The 23,486-nt window shown below is 65.4% G+C and carries 16 protein-coding genes; 4 read left to right on the plus strand and 12 right to left on the minus strand.

The features are described 5' to 3' along the window. Nucleotides 1–52: 52 nt before the first annotated feature. From KBA48_RS03570 to KBA48_RS03615, 10 genes are all read right to left on the minus strand, one after another. Nucleotides 53–3,190 carry an efflux RND transporter permease subunit gene (locus KBA48_RS03570; RefSeq protein ID WP_292903619.1) on the minus strand — a complete coding sequence of 1,046 codons (3,138 nt, stop codon included), beginning with the start codon at nucleotides 3,188–3,190 and terminating at the stop codon, nucleotides 53–55. After that, nucleotides 3,187–4,605, minus strand: coding sequence for an efflux RND transporter periplasmic adaptor subunit (locus KBA48_RS03575; RefSeq protein WP_292903620.1), 1,419 nt, complete (start codon nucleotides 4,603–4,605; stop codon nucleotides 3,187–3,189). Before KBA48_RS03575 ends, KBA48_RS03570 begins: the two co-directional genes overlap by 4 nt. A 217-nt stretch (nucleotides 4,606–4,822) precedes the next feature. Continuing rightward, the gene (locus KBA48_RS03580; protein ID WP_292903621.1) at nucleotides 4,823–6,022 is read right to left on the minus strand and encodes a serine hydrolase; all 1,200 of its coding nucleotides are present in this window, start codon (nucleotides 6,020–6,022) and stop codon (nucleotides 4,823–4,825) included. Nucleotides 6,023–6,104: 82 nt separating this feature from the next. Next, a complete protein-coding gene (locus KBA48_RS03585) occupies nucleotides 6,105–7,433 on the minus strand; it encodes a phytase (RefSeq protein ID WP_292903622.1) in 1,329 nt (442 codons plus the stop codon). Between the two features lie 79 nt (nucleotides 7,434–7,512). Beyond that, a complete protein-coding gene (locus KBA48_RS03590; protein ID WP_292903623.1) occupies nucleotides 7,513–9,015 on the minus strand; it encodes a CoA-acylating methylmalonate-semialdehyde dehydrogenase in 1,503 nt (500 codons plus the stop codon). A gap of 33 nt (nucleotides 9,016–9,048) precedes the next feature. Continuing rightward, complete coding sequence (gene iolB, locus KBA48_RS03595) at nucleotides 9,049–9,855, minus strand: 5-deoxy-glucuronate isomerase (protein ID WP_292903624.1); 807 nt, start codon at nucleotides 9,853–9,855, stop codon at nucleotides 9,049–9,051. Next, nucleotides 9,852–10,760: a myo-inosose-2 dehydratase gene (iolE, locus tag KBA48_RS03600; protein WP_292903625.1), complete on the minus strand. Its 909-nt coding sequence runs from the start codon at nucleotides 10,758–10,760 to the stop codon at nucleotides 9,852–9,854. The genes iolB and iolE overlap by 4 nt, the downstream gene beginning before the upstream one ends. Before the next feature lie 118 nt (nucleotides 10,761–10,878). Next, nucleotides 10,879–12,717, minus strand: a complete 1,839-nt coding sequence (iolD, locus tag KBA48_RS03605) for a 3D-(3,5/4)-trihydroxycyclohexane-1,2-dione acylhydrolase (decyclizing) (protein WP_292903626.1) — start codon at nucleotides 12,715–12,717, stop codon at nucleotides 10,879–10,881. Beyond that, the gene (gene iolC / locus KBA48_RS03610) at nucleotides 12,714–14,639 is read right to left on the minus strand and encodes a 5-dehydro-2-deoxygluconokinase (protein ID WP_292903627.1); all 1,926 of its coding nucleotides are present in this window, start codon (nucleotides 14,637–14,639) and stop codon (nucleotides 12,714–12,716) included. Before iolC ends, iolD begins: the two co-directional genes overlap by 4 nt. Before the next feature lie 131 nt (nucleotides 14,640–14,770). After that, nucleotides 14,771–15,670 carry a MurR/RpiR family transcriptional regulator gene (locus KBA48_RS03615; RefSeq protein WP_292903628.1) on the minus strand — a complete coding sequence of 300 codons (900 nt, stop codon included), beginning with the start codon at nucleotides 15,668–15,670 and terminating at the stop codon, nucleotides 14,771–14,773. A 169-nt stretch (nucleotides 15,671–15,839) separates the two neighbouring features. Between KBA48_RS03615 and KBA48_RS03620 the strand changes: the two genes are divergently transcribed. Beyond that, nucleotides 15,840–16,826 (plus strand): Gfo/Idh/MocA family oxidoreductase, encoded by a 987-nt coding sequence (locus KBA48_RS03620; RefSeq protein ID WP_292903629.1) that lies wholly within the window; start codon nucleotides 15,840–15,842, stop codon nucleotides 16,824–16,826. Between the two features lie 14 nt (nucleotides 16,827–16,840). Further along, nucleotides 16,841–17,821, plus strand: a complete 981-nt coding sequence (gene iolG / locus KBA48_RS03625) for an inositol 2-dehydrogenase (protein WP_292903630.1) — start codon at nucleotides 16,841–16,843, stop codon at nucleotides 17,819–17,821. 356 nt (nucleotides 17,822–18,177) lie between these two features. Here iolG and KBA48_RS03630 read toward each other — a convergent pair whose 3' ends face one another. Continuing rightward, on the minus strand, nucleotides 18,178–19,458 hold the full coding sequence (locus KBA48_RS03630; RefSeq protein WP_292903631.1) for a histidine-type phosphatase: 1,281 nt from the start codon (nucleotides 19,456–19,458) through the stop codon (nucleotides 18,178–18,180). Nucleotides 19,459–19,525: 67 nt separating this feature from the next. Further along, nucleotides 19,526–22,081, minus strand: coding sequence for a TonB-dependent receptor (locus KBA48_RS03635; RefSeq protein WP_292903632.1), 2,556 nt, complete (start codon nucleotides 22,079–22,081; stop codon nucleotides 19,526–19,528). Nucleotides 22,082–22,543: 462 nt separating this feature from the next. Between KBA48_RS03635 and KBA48_RS03640 the strand changes: the two genes are divergently transcribed. Both KBA48_RS03640 and tpiA read left to right on the plus strand, forming a co-directional pair. After that, nucleotides 22,544–22,729, plus strand: a complete 186-nt coding sequence (locus KBA48_RS03640) for a hypothetical protein (RefSeq protein WP_292903633.1) — start codon at nucleotides 22,544–22,546, stop codon at nucleotides 22,727–22,729. A 4-nt stretch (nucleotides 22,730–22,733) separates the two neighbouring features. After that, nucleotides 22,734–23,486 (plus strand): triose-phosphate isomerase, encoded by a 753-nt coding sequence (gene tpiA / locus KBA48_RS03645; protein ID WP_292903634.1) that lies wholly within the window; start codon nucleotides 22,734–22,736, stop codon nucleotides 23,484–23,486.

A 23,486-nucleotide genomic window follows, 5' to 3' on the forward strand; every position in this document is an offset into this window, starting at 1 on the left:
TCCACCCTGTAAACCGGGGGGCGGACGCAGGCGCCGCCCCCCGTTCCATCCCTCAACCCGCCGCCATCGTTGCCGGACGGCGGCCAAACCAGCCGCGCATCCGGCCGATACCCCGCTTGCCATCCTCCACCAACATCAGCAAGGCCGGCATCAGCAGCAGGACCAGCACCGTGGCCGTCCCGATGCCGAAGACGAAGGTGATGGCCATGGGCACCAGGAAGGCCGCCTGGAACGCCGTCTCCGTCAACAAGGGCAGCAGACCGAAGATGGTGGTCAGCGAGGTCAGCAACACCTGGCGCAGCCGTTCCGCCGCCCCATGTACCACCGCACTCTCCACCGCTTCGCCATCCTTGATACGGTCATCGATGCTGCTGACCACCTGGATACTGTCATTCACCAGCACGCCCGCCATGCCCATGATGGCGATATAGGACCAGATCGTCATGTCCGCCCCCATCACCCAATGGCCGAAGATGGTGCCGGCGATGGAGAAGGGGATGATCATCAGGACCGCGAAGGGTCGGGCGAAGCTGCCCATGATCCAGGCCAGCACCAGATAGATGGAGAACAGGGACACCACCATGCCGGCCATGAAGTCGGACCAGAATTCCTCTTCCTGGCGCGACCCGTCATTCTGGTCCTTCTTGACGCCGTACTTCTCCATGATGCCGGGCAGATGGTTCTTTTCGATATCGCTGCGGATCTCCCCGCTATTGCCCTTCAGGTGATCGACCTCGGCAAAGATGGAGACGGTGCGCTGGCCCTTGTTGCGCAGGATGCGCGACAGGCCGGGCCGTTCGGACAGTTCCACCACATCGGCCAGCGGCACCTGCATGCCGGTCGGTGACCGCAGTTTCAGGGTGGCCAGCAGCGCCTCCGTCTGATCGCTTTCAGGCAGGCGGACACGTACCGTCACTTCCTCGTCACCCCGGGCAAAGCGCATGGCGATGGCCCCGTCCATGGCGTCGCGCAACTGCCGGCCCACATTCTCGGTGGTGAAGCCCAGGGCCTCGCCGCGCGGGGTGACCTTGACCACCAGTTCCGGCTTGCCCGCCGGCAGGTTGTCACGCGCCCCGCTGACCCCGCCATAGGTCATGATGATCTTCTTCAGTTCCTCCGACGCAGCCTTCAGCACATAGGGGTCGTTATGGACCAGACGGAAGCCGAAGCCATCGCCGCCAAACCCGTCCTGCTCGGTGGAGAAGATCACCTGATCGATGCCGGGCAGCAGCTTGGTCTCCGCCTCCCACTTCTTCATGATCTCGGGCAGACGCTGTTCACGGTCGTCGGCCACGGAGAATTCGACATTCATGGAGCCGATATAGTCGCCCACCTGTTCGGGCAGGTTGTTGCCGGTCGTGACGCCCAGCTTGCCGAACGTCATCTTGACGATCTCACCCCGCTGCAGCCCATAAGCGGCCTCCACGCGGTACAAGGCGGCTTCGGCCTCGTCGATCTGCTTGGCCACCACTTCGCGCGGGGTGCCGGGGCTGAACAGCAGGTTCAACTGCGCCTGATTGCCCTCCGGCTGCGGGAAGAAGGCGAACTTCACATGGCCGCCCCCCTGCAACCCGATGGCCAGCGCCATGACCGTGACCGCCGCCGCAACCGTCAGACCGCGATTATGGGTGGTCCAGGCAATGACCTGCGTGAACGGCCCATCACGGAAGGCGTTGAACTTCGCCTCGAACGCGACCCGCAGCTTTGACGGCGGCGACTTCTGCCCCTTTTCCAGCGCGTGGCGCATATGGGACGGCAGCATCAGGAAGCAGCCCAGCAGCGAGGCGATGATGACGGCGATGGAGATGGCGGGCAGCGGCAGCACATACTGCCCCGTGGTGCCACGCATCATCAGCATGGGGCCGAAGGCGGCAATGGTGGTGATGGCGGCCGCCGTGACGGGCCAGAACATGCGCTGGGCGGCACGTTCCACGGCCTTGGTCGGCTCCATGCCCTTGTCCATCAGGGTCTGACCATATTCGGCCACCACGATGGCATCGTCACAGATGATGCCCGTCATCATGATCAGGGCGAACAGGCTCATCACATTGATGCTCTGCCCGATCAGCACCATGATGGCGAAGGTGACCAGGAAGCTGACCAGGATGTCGATGGCGATCCAGAAGGTGACCCAGGGCCGCAGGAACACGACCAGCACCGCCATGACCAGCACCATGCCGCCAACGGCATTGTCCATCAGCATGCCGATACGATCTTCCAGCGCATCGGAATTGCGGTCATAGCTTTCGACGGTCACGCCGGGCGGCAGGGTCGGGCGCAGCTTTTCAAGGTACGCATCCACCCGTTCGGTGATGGCGATCAAATTGCCATTCTTGGAGGTCTGGAGCGACAGGTTGATGGCGGGGTTGCCATTGCGCCGGCCCGTCACGCCCCGATCGTCGAAGGCATCGCTGACCTGGGCCACCTGCCCCATGGTCACGCGCTGGCCCTGTTCGTCGGTGCGGAGCGTCAATCCTGCGACGCCGGCGGCATCCTCCTGCCGGCCCATGGACCGCATCTGCTTTTCAATATTGCCCGACAGGGTGCCCGACGGCACATCGGTTGATGCCTGGGCCAGACGCTGGGCCACGGCCCCCAGGGTGGTATCCAGCCGTTGCAGCTCCGCCGCCGGCACCTCCACCCAGATCTCCGCATTACGCAGGCCGGACATATAGACACGGTCCACGCCCTGCGCCGTCACCCCGTCACGCACCTGCTTGGCCAGCGCGCGCAATGCCGGTTCCGGCAGCGGCCCGGAAATGGCCAGTTCCATCAACTCGTCGGTGATGGTGAAGCGGTTGATGACGGGGCGTTCGGCACTTTGCGGCAGGGTGGTGATATTGTTAATGGCGCTTTCGACCTCCGACAGGGCCTTGGCCATGTCGGTGCCATGCTTGAAATTGATGAACAGTTCGCCGATGCCTTCGCGCGAACGTCCCGTCACCTCATCCACGCCTTCCAGGAACCGCACCTCGCGTTCCATGGCCTCGATGATGGAGCGGTCGATATCGTCGGCGGACGCGCCCTGCCACGCCGTCCCGACATAGATGCCCGGCACATCAAAGTCCGGTTCCATCTGCCGTTCCAGCTTGGCCAGCGCCCAGAAGCCGGCGATCATCATCATGATCATCAGGATATTGGCCGCCACCTTGTGGCGGATGAAGGTGCGGATCAGACCGGCGCTGTTCATTCGCTCTTCTCCCCGGCCGTGGCCTTGTCCTGAATGTCCCTGGCGGGGTTCGTGGCGACCTGGGCATCCGCCGCCGGCATCTCACGCACCGCAACCTTCAGGCCGGGTCCGATTTCCTGGAACCGCGTAGTCACCACCTTGGCGCCGTCGCTCAGTCCCTTGTCGATGAACACGGCATCGCTGGTGCGGGCCACCACATGCACCTTGGTGCTTTCCAGCCGACCCTCGGCATTGGCGATATAGACCGTGTCATTGCCATGCACCGCCGTGACGGGCAGGCGATGGACCGCAACATAGGCGCGGTCAGGCAGCGCCACCTCAACGAAAGCACCGGGGCGCAGCGGCTGGTCCAGGCTTTGATTTTCCAGGCGCACAAAAATGGTGACGCCACCGGTCGCCGTATCGATCCGGTCGATCACGCGTTCCACCGTCGCGGGATAGGTCAGTCGCTGCTCACCCAGTTTCCAGGTCACCTCTGCCCGGCGGCCAACCACGCCCGCCCCATCGGCAGCCAGACGGCCATAGGCCTCGGTCGACAGGGTGACGCGGGCTTCCAGCCCTTCCGTGCCCGACAGGGTGGCGACCTGATCGCCCGCCGACACGCGCATGCCCACTTCAGCCTTGGTCTGGCCGACAAAGGCATCGAAGGGCGCGGTCAGCTTGGTGCGGGCCAGATCGGTTTCCGCCCGATCCAGGGCCGCCTTCAGCCGGTCGATGGTCGCTTCCTGCTGCCGCACGCGGGCATTGCCGGCTTGGAACCCGTTCTCCATGGCGGCCAGGATCTGGCGTTCCGCCGCCAGGGCGCCCTGGCTCTGTTCCAGCCGCGCGATGGAGATGGTGCCCTTGTCATACAGGGCCTGGGCGCGTTCCTGTTCCCGCTCCTTCAACCCCAGTTGCTGGCGCGCCAGTTCGGCGCGCGACTTCTCCGCCGCTGCGGTCGCGCGCAGCTCATCCAGGCGGGCCTTGGCCTCGGCCAACTGTGCCCGCGTCTCCCGCACATTCAGCTGATAATCCCAGGGGTCGATTTCCAGCAGGGTTTCGCCGGCCTTGACCAGACCGCCGTCGCGCAGGGCCGGCGACACCGTCTTGACGGTCCCGGCCACCAGGGGCCGCAATTCCGCCGACCGGCCCGCGACCAGTGTGCCCATCAGGGTCATATCCGGGCGATGATCGGCGCGCGCCACATTGACGGCATCGACGGACCAGACCCGTTCCGGCCGGTCCTCACGGGCCACTTCCGGCTTGCTGGCCACCATCAGGGTGAAACCGCTGACGCCCAGCAGCAGCACGCCGCCGATGGCCACCACCCGCTTGGACCGTGGCCCCAGCGCCGCCCATTTTGGCAGGCGCAACCGATCCCCCCAGCCCCGAAGCGCCCAATGGCGCCCCGCCTGCATCACCGCGACCTTCTCCATGCCATCCCCCATCAGCCTTGGCTTTCGCCTTCATCGGATGGGCGGCCCACACCTTCCCCGGCATGGACCCGCCCGCTGGGCCAGGGTGATTGCAGTCGGCGTGCCAGATTGAAAAATGGCGGAAATGCGGGGTCAGGGTCGGCGGCGTGGAAAGTGACGATGGTCGGCATCGCCACATTTTCGCCTTATCGTCAATTGATGGCGGATTTCACCGCCCCTATGGGCGGGCGGCCACGGCCTGGAAAAAGGCCAAGGTCTCATTCTCCAGCGTCTTCACCCAGGCGGTGGGCCAGTAGGACAGTTTCACGATGACGGTCTTGCTGGCCGGATCGATCCAGATGAACTGGCCATGCACGCCCTTGGCCATATAGGCGTCGCTGTCCGGCAGGGTCCACCATTGATACTGATAGCCCTGAACCCGGTCCGGCGCCGCCGGTTCCGTCCCCTGCGGGATGGTCGATGCCGCAACCCAGAACGCAGGCACCACCTGCCGGCCATTGGCCTTGCCACCATTCAGCATCATCAGGCCCAGGCGGCCATAATCGCGCAGCCGCGCATTGAACCCGGCCCCGGCCCAGGCGCGGCCCACACCCGGCAGCCCGTCCAGCAGCCAATATCCCGGCGCCTCCATGCCCGCCGGCTTCCACAGCCGGTCGGCCATGTAATCGGCCAGCGGCCGCTTGACCGCGCGTTCCAGGACCCAGCCCAGGACGCCGGCCTCCAGCGTCGAATAATTGAATAAGTCACCGGGCGGATGGGCGCGGTCGATGCCGATGGCCAGGTCGGTGAAACGCTGCCGGCCCGTGACCAGGCTGTTTTCGTACAATTCCTCCATCTGGCTTTTCTGGCCAAACCCATAGGTCTCCCGGAACGCCGCACCCGACCGCATCAACAGGGCCTGGCGGATGGTCACACCATCATAGGCGCCGCCCGCCAGTTCCGGCACATAGCGGGTCAGCGGGTCATCCACCCCGCCGATCAAGCCATCGGCAATGGCCTGCCCGATCAGGATGGCGGTGATGGATTTCGCCATGGAGAAGGAGATGAACCGGCTCTCCGGCCCGCTATTGTTGCGGTAGATTTCATGCACAATCCGCCCGTCGCGGATGACCAGCAGGGCATTGGTGCGCGTCCGCTCCAGAAAATCGGCGGTCGTGCGGCGCTGGCCGTCGAACTCATACAGGATATCCAGGGCCGTGATGGCCTCCGGCAGGCGCCATGTCTGCCGGCCGCTGGGCACGGGCGCGGTATCAAACATCTCGTCCATATGACGGAAGGTCAGGCTGTTCAGCTTGTCCCCGTAAAGCGCCCGCCGCGCCTCCTGCTGGCTGGGCGACACCTGCGCCGACACCGCCGGGACCAGCAGGCCCAGCACCAGCACAAGGGCGGCGGCCGGTCGGGCAAGGCGGAAGGGCATCGGCATCTCCAGGCGTCCATGGGCTACAGGGATGCGATGATCCCGCATCCCCGCCCGTCTGGCAAATGCCGCGCCCGGTGCCTCAGCGCGGCGCCCAGCCGCCTTCCTTGACCGTCAGTTGCGGCAAGGCCGCGACGACATCGGCCCAGGACACATATTTGAAGTTGGTGGCCCCCGGCTCACCGCTCATGCCGTTCAGGTCATCATTGTATCCGTCCTGCACGATCAGCAGGCCCTGCGGATATCCGGGCAGCGGGATCGACACCAGTTCGGCCCCGTCACATTCCTGGCCGGCATCGATGGGGCCATTGGCCGTCAGCTTGAAGCTGCCCAGATAGCGGTTGTCCCCGCCGCGTTCGAAGAGGACAAAACTGTCGTCAAGCCCGCCATTGTCGGAATGGCCGCCATCACCATGGGCGTCGCCCTGGCTGGACGCGATCAGATAGCCGGTGCCGTCCGCGCCGCGATAAAGCGCCAGCCCTTCGACATCGCGCGCCACCTTGCTGTCTGGATTGTTGAACGGGCTTTTCACCGATCCGCGCGTTTCATAGAAGGGCTTGGCGTCGGCCGTGCCCGTCTTCAGGTTCACGCGCCACAGGCCCACATCCTCCTGACCTGCGAACAGGATGCCCGCTTCCGCATCCACCACCAGCCCCTCGAACTGCGGCGACCAGTCCTGTTCGGGATCATCCTCATGCTCGGCCCACAGGTTCTGGCCCTTATGGGTGGTGGGGAAGTCCCAATGGCGGGTGCGCTCGTGCCCGACGGTGCCGTCGGGCTTCACCACCAGCCTTTGTTCAGCCAGCCGCGCCGCGTTGCGCTGCGCCACCACGGCCCGCACCTCGCCCGTCGCCTTGTCCTGCCACAGGGTCAGGCCGTAGGCGCTGGCCTGATCGGTCACGGGATTGTCGATCTCCGCCTTGCCATCGGGTGACAGGCGCGTGGGGAAGACCTGGCCCTGGTTCGGGTCGCTGATATCGGTCAGGGGCGCCGTCGGGTTGGCGGGATCAATGGCCCAGACCATCAGCCGGTCGCGGCCCCGGTCGCTGGCCACCGCGATATCGATGCTGGTGCCGTCGGGGCGCTTCAGCCCATAGGCCACATCGACATTGTTATAGCGGCCGTCAGGCTGGGCATCGATCCGCTGCACCAGCTTGCCCTGAAGATCATAGACCCGCAGGCCCGATCCCTTCACCGCCGTGATCACCAGGCTCTTGCCCGGGTCCGTGGGGTGCAGCCAGAAGGACGGATCGTCCGCATCGCCGGTCTGCACACTGTCCGGCAGACCCGGCGCGGTTTCCGCCACAGGCTTCACCAGCACAAGATCGGCTGTCGCCTTCGGGACGGCCTGCTTGTCATTGCCGCAAGCGGCCAGCAACAGCAATGCTGCAAAAGGGATCAGGGCACGCATGGTCTCGGGATCTCCCATTCCTTGAGGATTTTTGTAAGGGAAAACGCCCCCCTGCCATGGGGGTAAGCCGAGGATGCGCTTACCGCATCGTCGGGATCACAAAGCTCTGGTCCACGACCGCCCCCTGGCGGCGGGGCCAACGCTGGGTCACGGTCTTGGTGCGGGTGAAAAAACGCACCCCGTCCATGCCATACTGGTTCAGGTCACCAAAGCCCGACCGTTTCCAGCCACCGAAGCTGTGATAGGCGACGGGCACCGGGATCGGCACATTGATGCCAACCATGCCGATCTCCACCTGATCGGCAAATTCGCGGGCGGCATCGCCATTAGCGGTGAAGATGGCGACGCCATTGCCATAAGCGTGACGGGTCGGCAGGCTCAGCGCCTCGGCAAAGCTGTCGGCCCGCACGATCTGCAGCACAGGCCCGAAAATCTCATCACGATAGGCCTGCATGTCCGCCCTCACATGGTCGAACAGGGTCGGCCCCAGGAAATAGCCTTCCTCATGGCCCTGCAGGCTCAATCCCCGCCCGTCGACCACCAGTTCGGCCCCTTCCTCCACCCCCATCGCGATATAGCGTTCGATGCGGGCCTTGTGCTGGGCGGTGACGACGGGGCCGTAATGGGCCTGCTCGTCGGTGGACACACCCACCCGCAAGCCGCCGATGGCCGTCACCAGCTTTTCCCGCAGCGCCAGGGCCGTGCGCTCCCCAACCGGCACCACCACAGGCAGCGCCATGCAGCGTTCACCAGCGGAGCCATAGGCAGCCCCGATGATATCCGCCACGGCCTGATCCAGGTCGGCATCCGGCAGGACGATGCCATGGTTCTTGGCCCCGCCCATGCACTGCATACGCTTGCCGGCGGCCGATCCGCGATGATAGACGGCCTGGGCGATATCGCTGGACCCGACAAAGCTGACGGCACGGATGGTCGGGTGGTCCAGAATGCCTTCCACCGCCTCCTTGTCACCCTGCACGACATTGACGATGCCAGGCGGAAGCCCCGCCTCCATCAGCAGTTCGGCCAGCCGCACCGGCACCGACGGGTCGCGTTCCGACGGCTTCAGGATAAAGGCATTGCCCGCCGCCACCGCCGGCCCCAGCATCCAGAGCGGGATCATGGCCGGGAAGTTGAACGGCGTGATGCCGGCCACCACGCCCAGCGGCTGGCGCATCGAATAGACGTCGATGCCCGGCCCGGCCCCCTGGGTATAATCACCCTTCAGCAGGTGCGGGATGCCGCAGACAAATTCAATGACCTCCAGCCCGCGCTGGATATCGCCCTTGGCATCGGCAATGACCTTGCCATGTTCGGACGACAGAAGATGCGCCAGCTCGTCCATGTGCTTTTCAAGCAGATGCTTGAAATTGAACATGACGCGGGCCCGGCGCTGCGGGTTCATGGCGGCCCAGGCCGGCTGTGCGCGCGCCGCCGACGCGATGGCCGCGTCCAGTTCGCCGGCACTGGCCAGCGCCACACGGGCCTGGACCTGACCGGAATTGGGGTCGAACACATCGGCATAGCGGCCGGACCGTCCGGGCACGCGCTGCCCGTCGATGAAATGCGAAATCTCGCGCATCGTTCAGGTTCCTGATAAGGCGGGAAACGGCGGTCAGCGCGTTCCCGTGATGATCCATTCATGGGCGGGGTCATTGTGGAAGCGCCACTTGCGCTCCGGCCCCGCCATCACATTCAGGTAATAAAGATCATAGCCATGGGGGGCGCCGACCGGGTGGTACCCGCGCGGCACCATCACCACATCGCCATCCTCCACACACACCGTCTCATCCAGCGACCGGTCATCGGTATAGACACGCTGGAATGCAAAGCCCTGTGGCGGGTTCAGGCGGTGGTAATAGGTTTCCTCCAGCAAGGTCTCCGCCTCGCGCGCCGTATCATGCTTGTGCGGGGGATAGCTGGACCAATGGCCGCCGGGGGTGATCACCTCCACCACCAGCAGACTGTCGGCGGGCTCCCCTTCCGGCAGGATGTTGCGCACATGGCGGGTATTGGTCCCCTGCCCCCGCACCTCCCGCCCCATGCGGGCCGGTTCGATCAGGCGGGCCTCGCCGCCGGGCCGGCCGGGCGCGGAACAGACGGCCAGTTCGACGGGACCTTCCGCTGTCACCGTGTAAGAAACCCCGGCGGGGATATAGGCGGCACCGGGGGCGGCATCGACAAACGGGCTTTCCCGGCCACCGGTCAGGCCCAGATCGACCTCCCCCGCCACAATCCGCGCCGTACCGGTGACCAGCACCAGGCAAAGCTCCCGATCCGCTTCATGCCCGGACAGGCTCTGTCCTGGTGTCAACCGGTGCAGGGCAAAGCCGACATGGCCCCAGCCCGCACTTTCCGGCGTCACCGACAGGGTGCGGCCATCGGCATCGGGGGCCGTCGGGCGGACACGCAGCCGGCTCATGATCCCCTCCCCACCACGGTCAGGCCCGCCGCCGTCGCGGCCTCGGTCAAGGTGCGGATGCCGATGCGGCCATAATCGGCCGGCGGGGCGATGGCCGGGTCCTGTTCGGCTTCCACGATGACCCAGCCGCTATAACCGATATCGGCCAGGGTACGCATCACGGCGCCGAAATTGATGCCGCCATCGCCCGGCACGGTGAACATGCCGGCCAGCACCCCTTCCAGGAAACTCATCCCCGTTTCCCGCACACGGGCAAAGACATCCCCGCGGTAATCCTTGCAATGGACGTGGGCCACACGTTCGGGATGGTCGCGCAGCAGGGCCAGCGGATCGACCCCGCCCAGCACGGCATGTCCCGTATCCACGGTCAGACCGACACTCGGCCCCGTATGGCGCAGGAAGGCGTCCAGGTCCGCCGGCCGTTCGACCACGGTGCCCAGATGGTGGTGATAGGCCATGCGCATGCCCTGGCCCTTCAGATAATCCGACACCGCCGTCAGCCGCGCGCCGAACTGCACCCATTCCGCCTCATTCAGGGACGGCGTGTCGTTCAGCGGGATTTCCTTGCGGCAATGGATGGCGTTGCTGGTCTCGGCAAAGACAAAAACATCGGTGCCCAGCGCCTTCAGCAGCGCCAGATGCGGCTGCAAGGCCGCGATCTCCGTGTCGGCGTCCTGGACCAGCAGATTGCCGCTGTACCAGCCGCCGACCAGATTCAGATCGTAACTGCCCAGCAGGTCGCGCAGGGCCGCCGGATCGCGCGGGAAACGTCCGCCCAGTTCGATGCCGGTGAAGCCGATCTCGGCCGTGTCCGACAGGACCGTGGACAGCGGGGTGTCACCGCCCAGTTCGGGCATATCGTCATTGATCCAGGCAATGGGGCTGACGCCAAAACGGATGCTCATGGTCACAGGCCTTCGATTTTGATCTAGAATTGTTCCCTCAGGCGCCGGGCGCCGCCGTCCGGCGGCTTGGCTCACGCGCCCATGAGGGCGCGGGCCAGCGGTCGCTGGCCGCCAAGGATCATGTTCCACGACCCTTGGCCTCATAGGCGGCGCGCGCCTGGCGCACCTGCTCACGCGGGGAGGTTTCGGGCACCGCCACCTCCCACCAGGCACCACCACCGGCATCGGACGGGCGCGGGTCGGTATCGATGACAATCACCGTGCTGCGGTCGGCTGTGCGGGCGCGGGCCAGCGCCGCCTCCAGCCCGGCAATATCCGCCACCTTCTCGGCGATGGCACCCAGGCTGGCGGCATGGGCCGCAAAATCGATGTCGGGCATGACCCGGTGGCGGGCATCGGCCAGCAGATTGTTGAAGGGCGCCCCGCCCGTGGCCGCCTGCAACCGGTTGATGCAGCCGAAGCCGCGATTATCCAGCAGGGTGACAATCAGCTTCGTGCCCAGCATCACCGACACGGCCAGTTCGGAATTCATCATCAGGTAGGAACCGTCACCCACCATGACATGCACGGGCCGCTGCGGCTGCGCCATGGCCACGCCGACACCGCCCGCGATTTCGTACCCCATGCAGGAATAGCCATATTCCATGTGGTAGCCACCGGGCCGTTTCACCCGCCACAGCTTGTGTAGGTCCCCCGGAAGGCCGCCGGCGGCGCAGACCATGATGGCATCCTGGGCGGAGGATCTCTGGACCGCGCCGATCACCTGCGCATCGGTGGGCAGGCCGGGACCGGCGGGCGGGGCCGTCACCGCCTCGACCTGCGCATCCCACGCCGCCCGCGCATCGGCCAGGGCGGCAACCCAGCCGGCCGGCGCGGTCCAGCCGGACAGGCCAGCCGCCAGCAGGTCCAGGACACGGGCACCATCGCCCACCACCGGCAGGGCGCCCTGCTTGTACGCGTCGAAGGCGGCGACATTCACCTGCACCAGATCGCGGCCCCGATTATGGATCAGGCGACGCGATCCGGTGGTGAAATCGGCCAGACGCGTGCCGATGCCGATGATCAGGTCGGCTTCGTCCGCCGCCTTGTTGGCAACGGCACTGCCCGTCACGCCGATGGCGCCCAGATTGGCGGGATGGTTCCAGGCCAAGGCTCCCTTGCCGGCCTGCGTTTCCGCCACCGGCACACCGGTGGCGCGGGTGAAATCGGCCAGGATGTCGGCCGCACCGGCATAATGCACCCCGCCGCCGGCGATGATCAGCGGCCGTTTGGCCTTGGACAGACGGTCGCGCAGCATCCACAGTTCCCGCGGATCGGGTTCGACCCGCCGGAAATGCCAGAGGCGCGGTTCGAAGAAGCTTTCGGGCCAGTCATAGGCTTGCGCCTGCGTATCCTGACAGAAGGCCAGCGTCACCGGCCCGCAATCGGCCGGATCGATCAGCACCGCCATGGCGCGCGGCAGTGCGTCCAGCAACTGTTCCGGCCGGGCGATCCGGTCGAAATAGCGGCTGACGGGCCGGAAACAATCATTGGCCGACACGGTGCCGTCGCCAAAATCCTCCACCTGCTGCAAGACCGGGTCGGGCCGGCGGCTGGCGAAGACATCACCGGGCAGGAACAGCACCGGCAGGCGGTTGACATGGGCCAGCGCCGCCGCCGTCACCATGTTGGTGGCGCCGGGACCGATGGAACTGGTGCAGACCATGGCCCGGCGGCGGTTGCTGGCTTTGGCAAACGCGATGGCAGCATGGGCCATGCCCTGTTCATTATGCGCGCGATAGGTGGGCAGCGCATCGCCGATGCCGTGCAGCGCTTCGCCCAGACCGGCGACATTGCCATGGCCGAAAATGGCCCAGACCCCGGCGAAGAAGGGCACCGGTCCCCCGTCACCCTCCACGCTCTGCGCCGCCAGCCAGCGAACTGTGGCCTGGGCAGCGGTCAGTCGGATCGTGTTCATGCGCGCATCCCCTGTTCGCGGGCACCCCGCCAGGCCGTGACCAGTCGGGTCAGCTTGCCGGCCAGTGCCGTGACCGCCTGTTCATCATCAATGCTGCGGGTCAGCCATTGCCGGGCCACATCGTGGAAAATGGTGCGGCCCACGGCGAAGCCCTTCACCTGCGGGAAGGAGGCCGCCACCTGGAAGGACGCGATCAGTTCCTCCTCCGGCGCCGACAGGCCCAGCAGGACGATGCCCCGGCACAGCGGGTCGTTCTTTTCCACCACCTGCGAGATACGGCCCCAGGCGGCTTCGTCCTCCACCGGCTCCAGCTTCCACCAGTCGGGCCGCACACCCAGATCATAGAAGCGCTGCACGGCGCGGGCGATGGTGTCGCTGTCCACCTTGCTTCCCACAGGCATGATGACTTCCAGCAGCAATTCATGCCGGGTCTTGCGGCAGGCATCGAACAAGCGCAGCACCTGCCGTTCCTGACGGTCGCGCAGGTCGGCCGGATCATCGGGGTGATAGAAGACCAGGCATTTCACGACGTGATTCAACGGCCATTCGGCGATTTCCGTCGCCACATCGGCACTGCTTTCAAAGGCCAGCGGCCGCGATTTCGGCTCCTCGATGGGCCGGCCGATCCAGTAGGGAAAGTCACCGGCCCGTGCCAGCGCATCAAACCCGAACCGCCCGTCCAGCAGCACGCCGAAACGCGGATCACCCCCCGCCACCCGGTCCAGCGCCGACAGGGCCAGATCCTTGAAGGCCGGCACCAGGGCGATATCCACGCCCAGTTCGGCGGCCAGATCCTCGAACTGGCTGCGATGGTCGATGGCCAGCACCGTCAGTTCCGGATAGGAACCCTGGCGTGTTGTCGCCCAATGCACATGTTCCAGATCCGCATCCTCGCGCAGGCGGAAGGGGCGCTCCCCCTCACCCAGGAAGTTTTGCAACTCCGTCCAGGTCGGCATGGCGGGCGCGCAGCCATGGCGCGACACCACGATGGCCCCGCAGGCATTGCCCAGTTCACAGCATTGTTCCAACGGCAGGTCGCGCAGCCAGCCGCGCAGGAACCCCGCCATGAAGGCATCGCCCGCGCCCAGCACGTTATAGACCTCCACCGGGAAGCCGCGCGCGCCAACGCCGTCATCCAGGCTGTCGGGGATGGCGCCGGGAAAGGCGACACAGCCCAGGGGACCCCGCTTGGTGACCAGCAGGGCGCCCGTCTGTTCCCGGATGGCGCGCAGGCAGGCGATGGTGTCGGTACTGCCGCCCAGGATATGCACCTCCTCCTCCGTCCCGATGATCAGGTCGCAGAGCGGCAGAACCTCCTGCAAACTGTCGGTCACGGATTGATCGGCAACAAACCTGTTCTCGCCGGCGTCACGGCCGGTCAGCCCCCAGAGCACCGGGCGGTAATCGATATCGAACACGACGCGCCCGCCCGCCGCTCGCACCGCGCGGGCGGCCTTCAGGCTGGCGGCCCGCACGCCCGGCTGCGACAGATGGGTGCCGTTAATCAGCACGGATCGCGCGCGGGCCACCAGTTCCAGATCCACATCTTCGGGCACCAGCGCCATGTCGGCGCAATTCTCGCGATAGAAGATCAGCGGGAAATTCTGCCGGTCGCGGATTCCCAGGATGACCAAAGCCGTCAGCCGCGCCGGGTCGGCAATCACACCCTTGGTGTCCACCCCTTCCCGCGCCAATTGTTCGGCGATGAACCGGCCCATGTGGTCAGCCCCGACACGGGTCAACAGGCCGGTGCGCAGGCCCAGGCGGGCGCCGCCCACGGCGGTGTTGGTGGGGCTGCCGCCGACATATTTGGCGAAGGAAGCCATATCCTCCAGCCGCCCGCCGACCTGCTGGCCGTAAAGATCGACGCTGGACCGGCCGATGGCCAGAAGGTCCAGGGTCTGTTGCTCCTGAGAGGGCATTCAACACTCCCCATGCGTGTCGCGTGGACCCGTTCACCGGGCCGTCAATTCCGTCTCCATAGCTATGGCGTTTCACCGTGGAATGCAATGGAAATTTCATTCCATTTAAAAATAGAATGAATAATCCACCGCTAGCCCTTCTTCCCTTTCCGTTTGGGCGCCGGCTCCTCGGGCTGTTCCTCGGCCGCGAAGGCCAGCCCGATGGCCAGGGCCTGGGCCAGACAGATGCTGGCCGCCAGCGACCGGAAGCCCCGCACCTCCGCCTCACGCACCTGCAGCACACAGGTGGCGGGCTTGGCGATGGGGCTGACCAGACTGTCGGAAATGGCCAGGATATCGGCCCCCTGCTCCACCGCGCGTTCCACCAGTTCCAGCGTCTCCCCCGCATAGGGCTGGTAGGAGATGCCGATCAGCAGGTCGCCCTTGCGGATGGCCGACATCTGCTGCCGCGCCAGCCCCGCCACCCCATCGACCAGGATGGTGCGCCGCCCCACCTGCTGCAGCAGATAGGCCAGATACGACGCCACCGGGAACGACCGGCGGAAACCCGCGACATAGATCGTGTCGGCCGCCTGGATCAGGCGGATGGCGGCATCCACCTGTTCCACCGTCGCCGGCTGTTCCAGGGTTTGCAGCGCCAGGACATTGCCGCCCACAAATTCCGACAGAAGCTCCGCCGGGTTGCGGGCCGGATTGGTGACGGCACTCTGCGCGAAGCTGCGCACCCGTTCGCCATAGTTCAACGCGGCATTGCCCGATACCAGACCATCACGGAACAGCCGCTGCATCTGGCTGGCACCGGAAAAGCCGAAGGTCTTGGCAAAGCGGATGATGGCCGATGGCTGCACATTGGTGCGTTCGGCAATCACCGCCAGGGTTTCCAGCGCCGTCTCGTTCGGCTGGTCCAGAACGAAGCGCGCAATCTGCTTCAACCGCTTCGACAAGCCGTCATAGCGTTCAAGGATCAGGGCCCGTAATTCCTCCGCCGTGGCGGGCGGTGCCGCCAGATCCGACATTTCCTCTTCCATCATGCCCCTCGGTTCCAACACGCTTTCAGATAGAATATCCGTTCCGGGATGGAATATCGACCCTTGAAGCTGAACGGCAGATGAATTCCATTTTTTGAATAGAAAGAATTTTCGTTCCATGATAAAGCCTGTTTCCGACAAGGACGGCAAGCGACCGTCCAGGGGAGGTTCCATGTTCAAGATCGCACAATTGGGGGCCGGCCGGATGGGCGGGGTCCATGCCGGCAATGCCGCCGCCCATCCCAGCCTCGACCTTGCCTATATCGTGGACCCGCGCGCCGACGCGGCCGACCGTCTGGCCAGCCGCACCGGTGCGCGCGTGGCCAGCCTGGATGACGTCCTGTCCGATACGGATGTGAAGGGCGTGATCGTGGCCAGCGCCACCGACTGCCATCTGGACCATGTGCTGGCCTGCCTGGGCGCCGGCAAGGCCGTGTTCTGTGAAAAGCCGCTGGATCTGGACCTGGCGCGTCTGCGCGCCGCCGAAGGCCATTTCGGGCCGGAGGCCCCGGCCCTGTTCGTGGCCTTCAACCGGCGTTTCGACCGGCATGTCCGCGCCCTGAAGGCCCGCATCGACAGCGGCGCCATCGGCAGTCTTGAAACCCTGCATGTCGTGAACCACGATCCGGAAAGCCCGCCGCCCGGCTTCATCCCCGGCAGCGGCGGCCTGTTCAAGGATTTCACCATCCATGATCTGGACCTGGCCCCCTGGCTGCTGGGGGAACGGGTGGTGGAGATTTTCGCCTGGGCCTCCTGTCTGGTCGATCCTGAGATCGGACGGCTGGGCGATGTCGATACGGCCAAGCTGGTGCTGCGCACCGGATCGGGCCGCCTCTGCACCCTGTCCAACAGCCGCCGCACCGGCTATGGCTATGATCAGCGGATCGAGGCTTTCGGATCGAAGGGCATGGCCCGCATGGATAATGAGGTGCGCAGCACCGTCAGCGTCTGGGGAGAGGCGGGCGCCCAGGCCGATGCCTTCCCCTATGCCTTCATGGACCGCTATGCCGGCGCCTATGCGGCAGAGCTTGACCATTTCGCCCAGGTTCTGGCCGGCACGGCCAAGCCGGAGACCGGATACCAGGCCAGCATCGACGCGCTGGCCCTGGCCGAAGCGGCGGCCCTGTCCGTCCAGACCGGCCAGCCCGTTAAACTGTAATCAGGGACCCTAACATGCACGACATCGCCATTGTCGGCGCCGGCCGCATCGGCCGCATCCATGCCGCCAACGCCGCCCGCCATCCGGGCCTGCGCCTGAAATATATCGTGGACCCCGTGGCCGCTGCTGCCCAGTCCCTGGCCGCCGAAACGGGCGCGCAGGTGGCGGACCTTGACACAGCCCTGGCCGACCCGTCGGTGGCCGGCGTGATCATCGCCAGTTCCACCGACACGCATCTGGATTATTCCTGCCGCGCGGTGGCCGCCGGCAAGGCTGTGTTCTGTGAAAAGCCCATCGATCAGGACCTTGAACGCGCCCGGTCGGCCTCCGCCACCCTGGGCGGCGCGCGGCTGTTCCTGGGTTTCAACCGCCGTTTCGACCCGCATTTCCAGGCGCTGAAGGCGCGGCTGGACAGCGGGGCCGTGGGGGCGCTGGAAACGGTGCAGATCACCAGCCACGATCCCGCCCCGCCGCCCGTATCCTACATCAAGGTATCGGGCGGCATCTTCAAGGACATGAGCATCCATGATTTCGACATGGCCCGCTGGCTGCTGGCCGAACCGGTGACCCAGGTCTATGCCGCCGCCTCCTGTCTGGTCGATCCCGCCATCGGGGAAGCCGGCGACGTGGACACGGCCAAGATCCTGCTGCGCACCGACGGCGGCAAGCTCTGCGTCATTTCCAACAGCCGGCGCAGCGGCTACGGCTATGACCAGCGGATCGAGGCGTTCGGGTCCAGGGGCATGGTGAAGGCCGACAATGTGCTGGAAAGCACCGTGTCCGTCTGGGGGGCGGAAGGGGCCGCCGCCGACCGGCTGCAGAACTTCTTCCTGGACCGCTACGCCGCCGCCTACCGCCTGGAAATGGACCATTTCGCCGACATCCTGTCGGGCAAGGCCGCTCCCGCCATCACCTATGCGGATGGGGTCGGCGCGCTGGCCTTGGCCGAAGCGGCGGCGCAGTCGGCAAAGTCGGGACAGGTGGTGACGCTGTAACGGCCGACCTTTCGCCGCACCCTGAAAAGGCCCGCTCCGCTGCTGCCGGGGCGGGCTTTTTTTATGGCAGACCCTCACCCTCCCAAGCCTTGACAGGCTTGGGCCCCTCCCTCTCCCACTGACGTGGGCGAGGGGTGGAACTCCATCGCCTTTGGTTCCGCCCCTCGCCCGCTTGCGGGAGAGGGAGGGGCCCGCCCGCGCCAGCGGGTGGGAGGGTGAGGGTGAGGGTGAGGGTGAAAACAGCATCCCAAACAGGGACAGCGATTCCATCCGCCACACCGCCCAAAAACAAAACCGCCCCGGATCGCTCCGGGGCGGCAAGGCTGACGGTGTTGAAGCAGGAGAGGGAGCAACCGTCAGGGTTGGGAAGCGGCCTTCAGCTTGGCATCGACGGCACTGAAGAAATCCTCGGCCCGGCAGGTGGTCTTGTCAGGCCCCTTGGCGCAGAGCGGCAGGGCCATATAGGTAACCACGGCCGGGTTGGCCTTCAGGTCCAGCGGTTCCAGGTTGCGCAACTGGTCCATGGTCTGGGCGCGATAGAAGGCGCGGATGAAGCGCTGGCCCTTCTGGTCGTGCAGCATCTCGATCCCGATGGCGCCGCCCGGCGGCGTGTCGTCGGCGGGATAGCTGTCGATGCGCCAGTGCAGGTCCAGCATGCCGGCCAGATCGGCGATGTTGGTGTCATGCCCGGCCATCAGCGCCAGCTTTACCTGACCATCCTGCAAATAGGACAGCAGCCGGCGCATGATGGGGGCTGCCGCCCGGTCGGCGATATAGGATGGCCGGTTCTCATACTTGAATTTCTGCGGATGGAAATTCAGCATCCGTTCGATATCGGCGCGGCTGGCCCGTCCCCAGGCCACCTGCTCCATCGGCTTGCCTTCCAGATATTCCAGCAGGAAGGTCTGGCTGATGGTCGATCCCTGGCCGAAGGCTCCGCCGACATCGGGCCGCCCCTCCTCCTCATCCGCTTCCAGGGCGGTGTGCAGGTCGGTGATCTTGCACCCGGCCGGCAGCTTCTTCTTGGCGCACCATTCATCGCTCTGGCGGCCCAGCGCCTTCTGCAACAGGGCAAATTCCGTCTCGAACGCCGCCATATCCTGCTTCAGCCCGCCCGATGGCAGTTTGGCGGACGATGCCGCCATGGCCTTGGCGGGGTCCAGGCGGTTGGCCGGTACGGTCAGCGGATGGAAGACACTGTCCTCATCGGCCCCCGTCGGGTGGGTCACCGCGACCGTGCAGGTGGGCGCGAAGCCCTCCACCATGCTTTTGGCGGTGCGGATGGCGCGTTCCTTGGCGCTGGCCTCCACCTTGTACTGCGCCTCCGTCGGGCAGCCTTCGGCCGGGAACAGGCCGCGCGCGGCAAAGAACTGCCGGTCGAACCGGCCCAGCAGCACCACGCCCTGTGCGCCCCGGTCGGTCAGGTTGCCATAGGGCACGGACCAGGCGGGCCAGGGCTGTTCGGCCAGCCCCGCCGCCGGTTCCTTGGTGGGCGGGCGGATGCCGTGGCGGGTGAACATCGCCACCTTTTCCAGGGTCAGGCCCGCCGGTTGTGCCGGAAGCTCCACGGCCCCCGCCGTCAGCGGCAGGCACAGGGCGGTGGCAGCCAGAAGCGGGCGCAGCATCTTGCGCATCATATGATTTCCCCTTTATCTGGGAAGGAAACCCCGGCGGCCTTCCGCCGCCAGGGTCGCCAGGGCCGGATCAGTACTTGTACTGCGCGCCCAGCTTGAACGACCGGCCATAGCGCTCGGCCTCCGCCATCTGGTGCTTCTCGCCGATATAACGGCGGAACTTGGCATCGGTCAGGTTCGCCCCTTCCAGATAGACTTCCAGTTGCTTGGTGAAGTTGAAGCCGACGCGGGCGTCCATCGATCCGTTGCTGTCGGTATAGATGTCGGTCGCCTTGTTGGCCCCCACCGTATCCAGGAAGGGCGACCGGTAGGAATAGGCGACGCGGGCCGACAGGCCATCCTTCTCATAATAGAGCTGGGCAGAGGCAACCCGCTTGGACTGGCTGAACATGGGCAGCGTGTCAGTGCGGCCCAGCACGCCCTTGGACTTGCTGTCCGTCAGGGTCAGGTTACCCTGCACACCCAACCCGTCAAACGGCGTTGGCAGGAACGTGCCCTGGATGCTGACATTGGCCTCCACACCCTTCACGGTCGCCGACTTGGCGTTCAACGGCGTGGTGACCAGGGCGGTCGGCAGGGTGATGCCCCCGAAGGTGCCATTGGTCACCGTAATGGCCTGGCTATAGATCGGGTTGTCGATATCCTTCTGGAACAGGGCCACCGACAGCACGCCCTGGCTGGCCAGGTAATATTCGGCCGACAGATCGAAATTCACGGCCTTCAGCGGGGTCAGATCGGGGTTGCCCTTATTGACCGTGGCTGCCCCCGTATCGACGGAGATGAAGGGCGGCAGATCGGCATAGTTGGGCCGGCCGATGGCCGTGGTCACCGCCCCGCGCAGAACAAAACGCTCATTCACATCGAACCGGGCATTGATGCCGGGGAACCAGTCCGTATAGCTGCCCTTGCCAAAGGAATTGAAATCCTGGTCGGGGGTGGAGGCGGCATTGATGATCTTGGCCGCAAAGTCACCCTTCGTATGCTCCATGCGCACGCCGGGGATCAGGGTCAGCCGGTCGAAGGTGATGGATGTCATGGCATAGGCCGCCGTCACATCCTCCGTCACCTTGTAATCATTGGCCAGCGTGTTGGAGATGGAGCCCGACCGGCTATAGGCCAGCGAACCCGCGTGGGACGCGACATAGGCTTCCGCCGCATCATAATCCACGCGCGGATCGATGGGGAAACGGCCGCCGAACACGGCGCGTCCCGTCGCCTCCCCCGTCACGGATGCCAGGGTGAAGCCGCTGGCGTCATAGCTTTCGTAATCGCGGTTGTTCGACTTGTGCCGCGACAGGTACTTGGCACCCACCTTGATGAAGGCCTCGTCGCCCAGTTCCACGGGCAGCTTGTAATCGGCCCGGTACTGGTAAAGGTTCTCCTCCGCCTTACGATGGTCGTAGGAGACGGAGCGCGCGCCGTAAAGCGCGGCGTTATAGGCTTCGGCCGCCGGCGTCACCTGATAGATATTGCCGGTCGTGTCATAGGTGGCGGTGAAGGCGTTGGAGCCGGTGCGGAACTGCCATTCACTGCGCAGCGGGTCTTCCTTCACGGCGCGGGTATAGGTGGCGTCCACCTCCAGCGTGCCGTCGCCGATCTCGAACTTGCCGCCGGCATTGGCGGTGACGGTATTGTCATCCTCCTCGCGCACACGGACGAAACGGGTGCCGCGCGCCCGGAAACTGCCGGTGGTGGCCGTCTGTGCCGTGATGGTGGACGGGATTTCCACACGGAACTGGTCACGAACCTCGCTGTCGGAATATTCAGCATAGGAACTGCGCAGATACAGCTTGGTCGTGTCGTTGACGTTCCAGTCGAAATTGGCCACCCCGCCGATGCGCTTGCGGGTCAGGTTATATTCGCGCGGCCGGAAATCATCGGGCACGGCATAGCCGCCGACGGTGCGCCAGTTGGTGGAGCCCTGCACATTCTCCGACCGGATGGGCCGTTCGTCATAATTGGCGGAAAGGACCAGACCGAACTGCCGCTCATCGCCGAAAATATCGCCGACGGTCATATCGCCGCCGAACGGGTTCTTCTTGTTCAACTGGTACTGGCCGATGCTGCCCCGCGCCGTGGCGAAGAATTTGTTGCGGTCAAAGGCACTGACCGTATTGATATTGACCTGGCCGGCGATGGCGTTGGCGTCGCGGTCGGGCGTCAGGCTTTTCACCACTTCCACCGACCCGATCATGGCCGACGGAATATCGTCCAGCTTCACCGACCGCCCTGCCGGCTCCGGTGCCGCCGCCGTCTGGCCGTTCAGGGTGACATTGGCCAGATCGGGGCTGACACCACGGATGATGACATAACGGCCTTCGCCCTGATCGTTGGCCACCGACAGGCCGGGCAGGCGCTTGATGGCTTCAGCCACATTCTGATCGGGCAGCTTGCCGACATCATCGGCCACCACGGCGTCCATGATGCTGGTCGAATTCTGCTTCAGCTCCAGCGCTTTCTTTTCGGCCAGACGCATGCCCGTGACCTGGATTTCCTCCAGCATGTCGACCGCCGGCGGCGGCGACTGGGCGGCGGCCTGCGAGATAGCGGCGGTCAGGGCCAGCAGGCTGACACAACCCACCAGACGGTTGGTCAGCAGGGCGCCAGTTTTTGTCGACGGCGTCATTGTCATCTCCAGAAAGGCTGATCTTCAAACGGGGATGCTGAAAGGCGGCAAGGCATCCTGACCCTGCTTCTGGCGGTCATCCGCGACCGCGCCACGTCAGCCCCGTGAATTCTTCGTTGCAAGCAATTGCGGGAAATCCATGCAAAGCACAGATCCGCAGGTCGCGTTATCCGCCGCCAGGGCCGGGGGAACATGCATTCAACCGTGTGGATTTGTGCTGTCGTCTGCCGCGACCAGCCCTTCCGTGCCTGGGCATCATTGTCTCCCTGATTTGTTATTGTGATGGCCGACCCGTTGGGGAATCGCCACCGGTTTCGATTGTTGATGTGATCTTATGAACGAAAATTCCATTCGTCAACAGAAATGGAATTTTCCTTGTATTTTTTTCCAGGCCGTTGGAATTTGCGTTCCACGGACGCCAAGGGCGCCGCCACCTCCCCCCGACATTGCCGGAGCCGCCCCATGGCCAGGGTACGCAACCCCATGATCCGTATGCAGAAAGTGACAATACTGCACCCGCCGCGCGACAAGGATGCCGCTCACCATCTGGCCGAAATCCTGCGTCAGGCGGGGCTATCCCCCGGTCGCGCCGGCATGGCACGGATCCTGCCAATGGCCCCGAAACGGCCCAAGGCCGCGCGGAGGTGATGGAATGAACGTTCCATTTATCGCGGGGAATTGGAAAATGAACGGGTTGCGTGCCGACGGGCTGGCCCTGGCGCGCGATCTGGCGGATTGGCTGGCAACGGCCCGGCCAGGGTTGGAGATGCTGATCTGTCCGCCCGCCACCCTGCTGGCCGACATCGCCGCCATGGCGGCGGGCGGGCCGTTGCTGGTGGGTGCGCAGGATTGCCATCACCGGCCGGCCGGCGCCCATACGGGCGATCTTTCCGCCGCCATGCTGGCCGATGCGGGGGCCGGTCATGTTATCCTGGGCCATTCCGAACGACGCGCACGGGGGGAGGACAGCGCCCTGATCGCAGCCAAGGCGGCGGCGGCCCTGTCGGCCGGCCTGCGCCCCCTGATCTGCATCGGGGAAACCCTGGCGGAGCGGGAGGTGGGACAGGCCGGCAGCATCGTGACCGGGCAATTGCGTGACAGCCTGCCGCCCGGCATTGCCGCCGACAGGCTGATCATCGCCTATGAACCCGTCTGGGCCATCGGGACCGGCCGCACGGCCGATGCCGACACCATCGCCGCCATGCATGCGCTGATCAAGGCGGAACTATCGGCCCTGCTACCGGGTGGGGATGCTGTCCGCCTGCTCTATGGCGGCTCGGTGACGCCGGCCAATGCCGCCACCATCTTGCACCTGCCCGGCGTGGACGGGGTGCTGGTGGGCGGGGCCAGCCTGAAGGCAGCGGATTTCAAGGCGATTGCCCTTGGTGGAAGGGGCGGCGCCTGA

It is taken from the genome of Niveispirillum sp., assembly GCF_017996735.1.
Classification (GTDB): Bacteria; Pseudomonadota; Alphaproteobacteria; order Azospirillales; family Azospirillaceae; genus Niveispirillum.

Bases quoted from the DNA above. Each gene is read 5' to 3' on its own strand.
- KBA48_RS03570 (WP_292903619.1), bottom strand. From the start codon at position 3,190: ATGAACAGCGCCGGTCTGATCCGCACCTTCATCCGCCACAAGGTGGCG.
- KBA48_RS03575 (WP_292903620.1), bottom strand. From the start codon at position 4,605: ATGGAGAAGGTCGCGGTGATGCAGGCGGGGCGCCATTGGGCGCTTCGG.
- KBA48_RS03580 (WP_292903621.1), bottom strand. From the start codon at position 6,022: ATGCCCTTCCGCCTTGCCCGACCGGCCGCCGCCCTTGTGCTGGTGCTG.
- KBA48_RS03585 (WP_292903622.1), bottom strand. From the start codon at position 7,433: ATGCGTGCCCTGATCCCTTTTGCAGCATTGCTGTTGCTGGCCGCTTGC.
- KBA48_RS03590 (WP_292903623.1), bottom strand. From the start codon at position 9,015: ATGCGCGAGATTTCGCATTTCATCGACGGGCAGCGCGTGCCCGGACGG.
- iolB (WP_292903624.1), bottom strand. From the start codon at position 9,855: ATGAGCCGGCTGCGTGTCCGCCCGACGGCCCCCGATGCCGATGGCCGC.
- iolE (WP_292903625.1), bottom strand. From the start codon at position 10,760: ATGAGCATCCGTTTTGGCGTCAGCCCCATTGCCTGGATCAATGACGAT.
- iolD (WP_292903626.1), bottom strand. From the start codon at position 12,717: ATGAACACGATCCGACTGACCGCTGCCCAGGCCACAGTTCGCTGGCTG.
- iolC (WP_292903627.1), bottom strand. From the start codon at position 14,639: ATGCCCTCTCAGGAGCAACAGACCCTGGACCTTCTGGCCATCGGCCGG.
- KBA48_RS03615 (WP_292903628.1), bottom strand. From the start codon at position 15,670: ATGATGGAAGAGGAAATGTCGGATCTGGCGGCACCGCCCGCCACGGCG.
- KBA48_RS03620 (WP_292903629.1), top strand. From the start codon at position 15,840: ATGTTCAAGATCGCACAATTGGGGGCCGGCCGGATGGGCGGGGTCCAT.
- iolG (WP_292903630.1), top strand. From the start codon at position 16,841: ATGCACGACATCGCCATTGTCGGCGCCGGCCGCATCGGCCGCATCCAT.
- KBA48_RS03630 (WP_292903631.1), bottom strand. From the start codon at position 19,458: ATGATGCGCAAGATGCTGCGCCCGCTTCTGGCTGCCACCGCCCTGTGC.
- KBA48_RS03635 (WP_292903632.1), bottom strand. From the start codon at position 22,081: ATGACGCCGTCGACAAAAACTGGCGCCCTGCTGACCAACCGTCTGGTG.
- KBA48_RS03640 (WP_292903633.1), top strand. From the start codon at position 22,544: ATGGCCAGGGTACGCAACCCCATGATCCGTATGCAGAAAGTGACAATA.
- tpiA (WP_292903634.1), top strand. From the start codon at position 22,734: ATGAACGTTCCATTTATCGCGGGGAATTGGAAAATGAACGGGTTGCGT.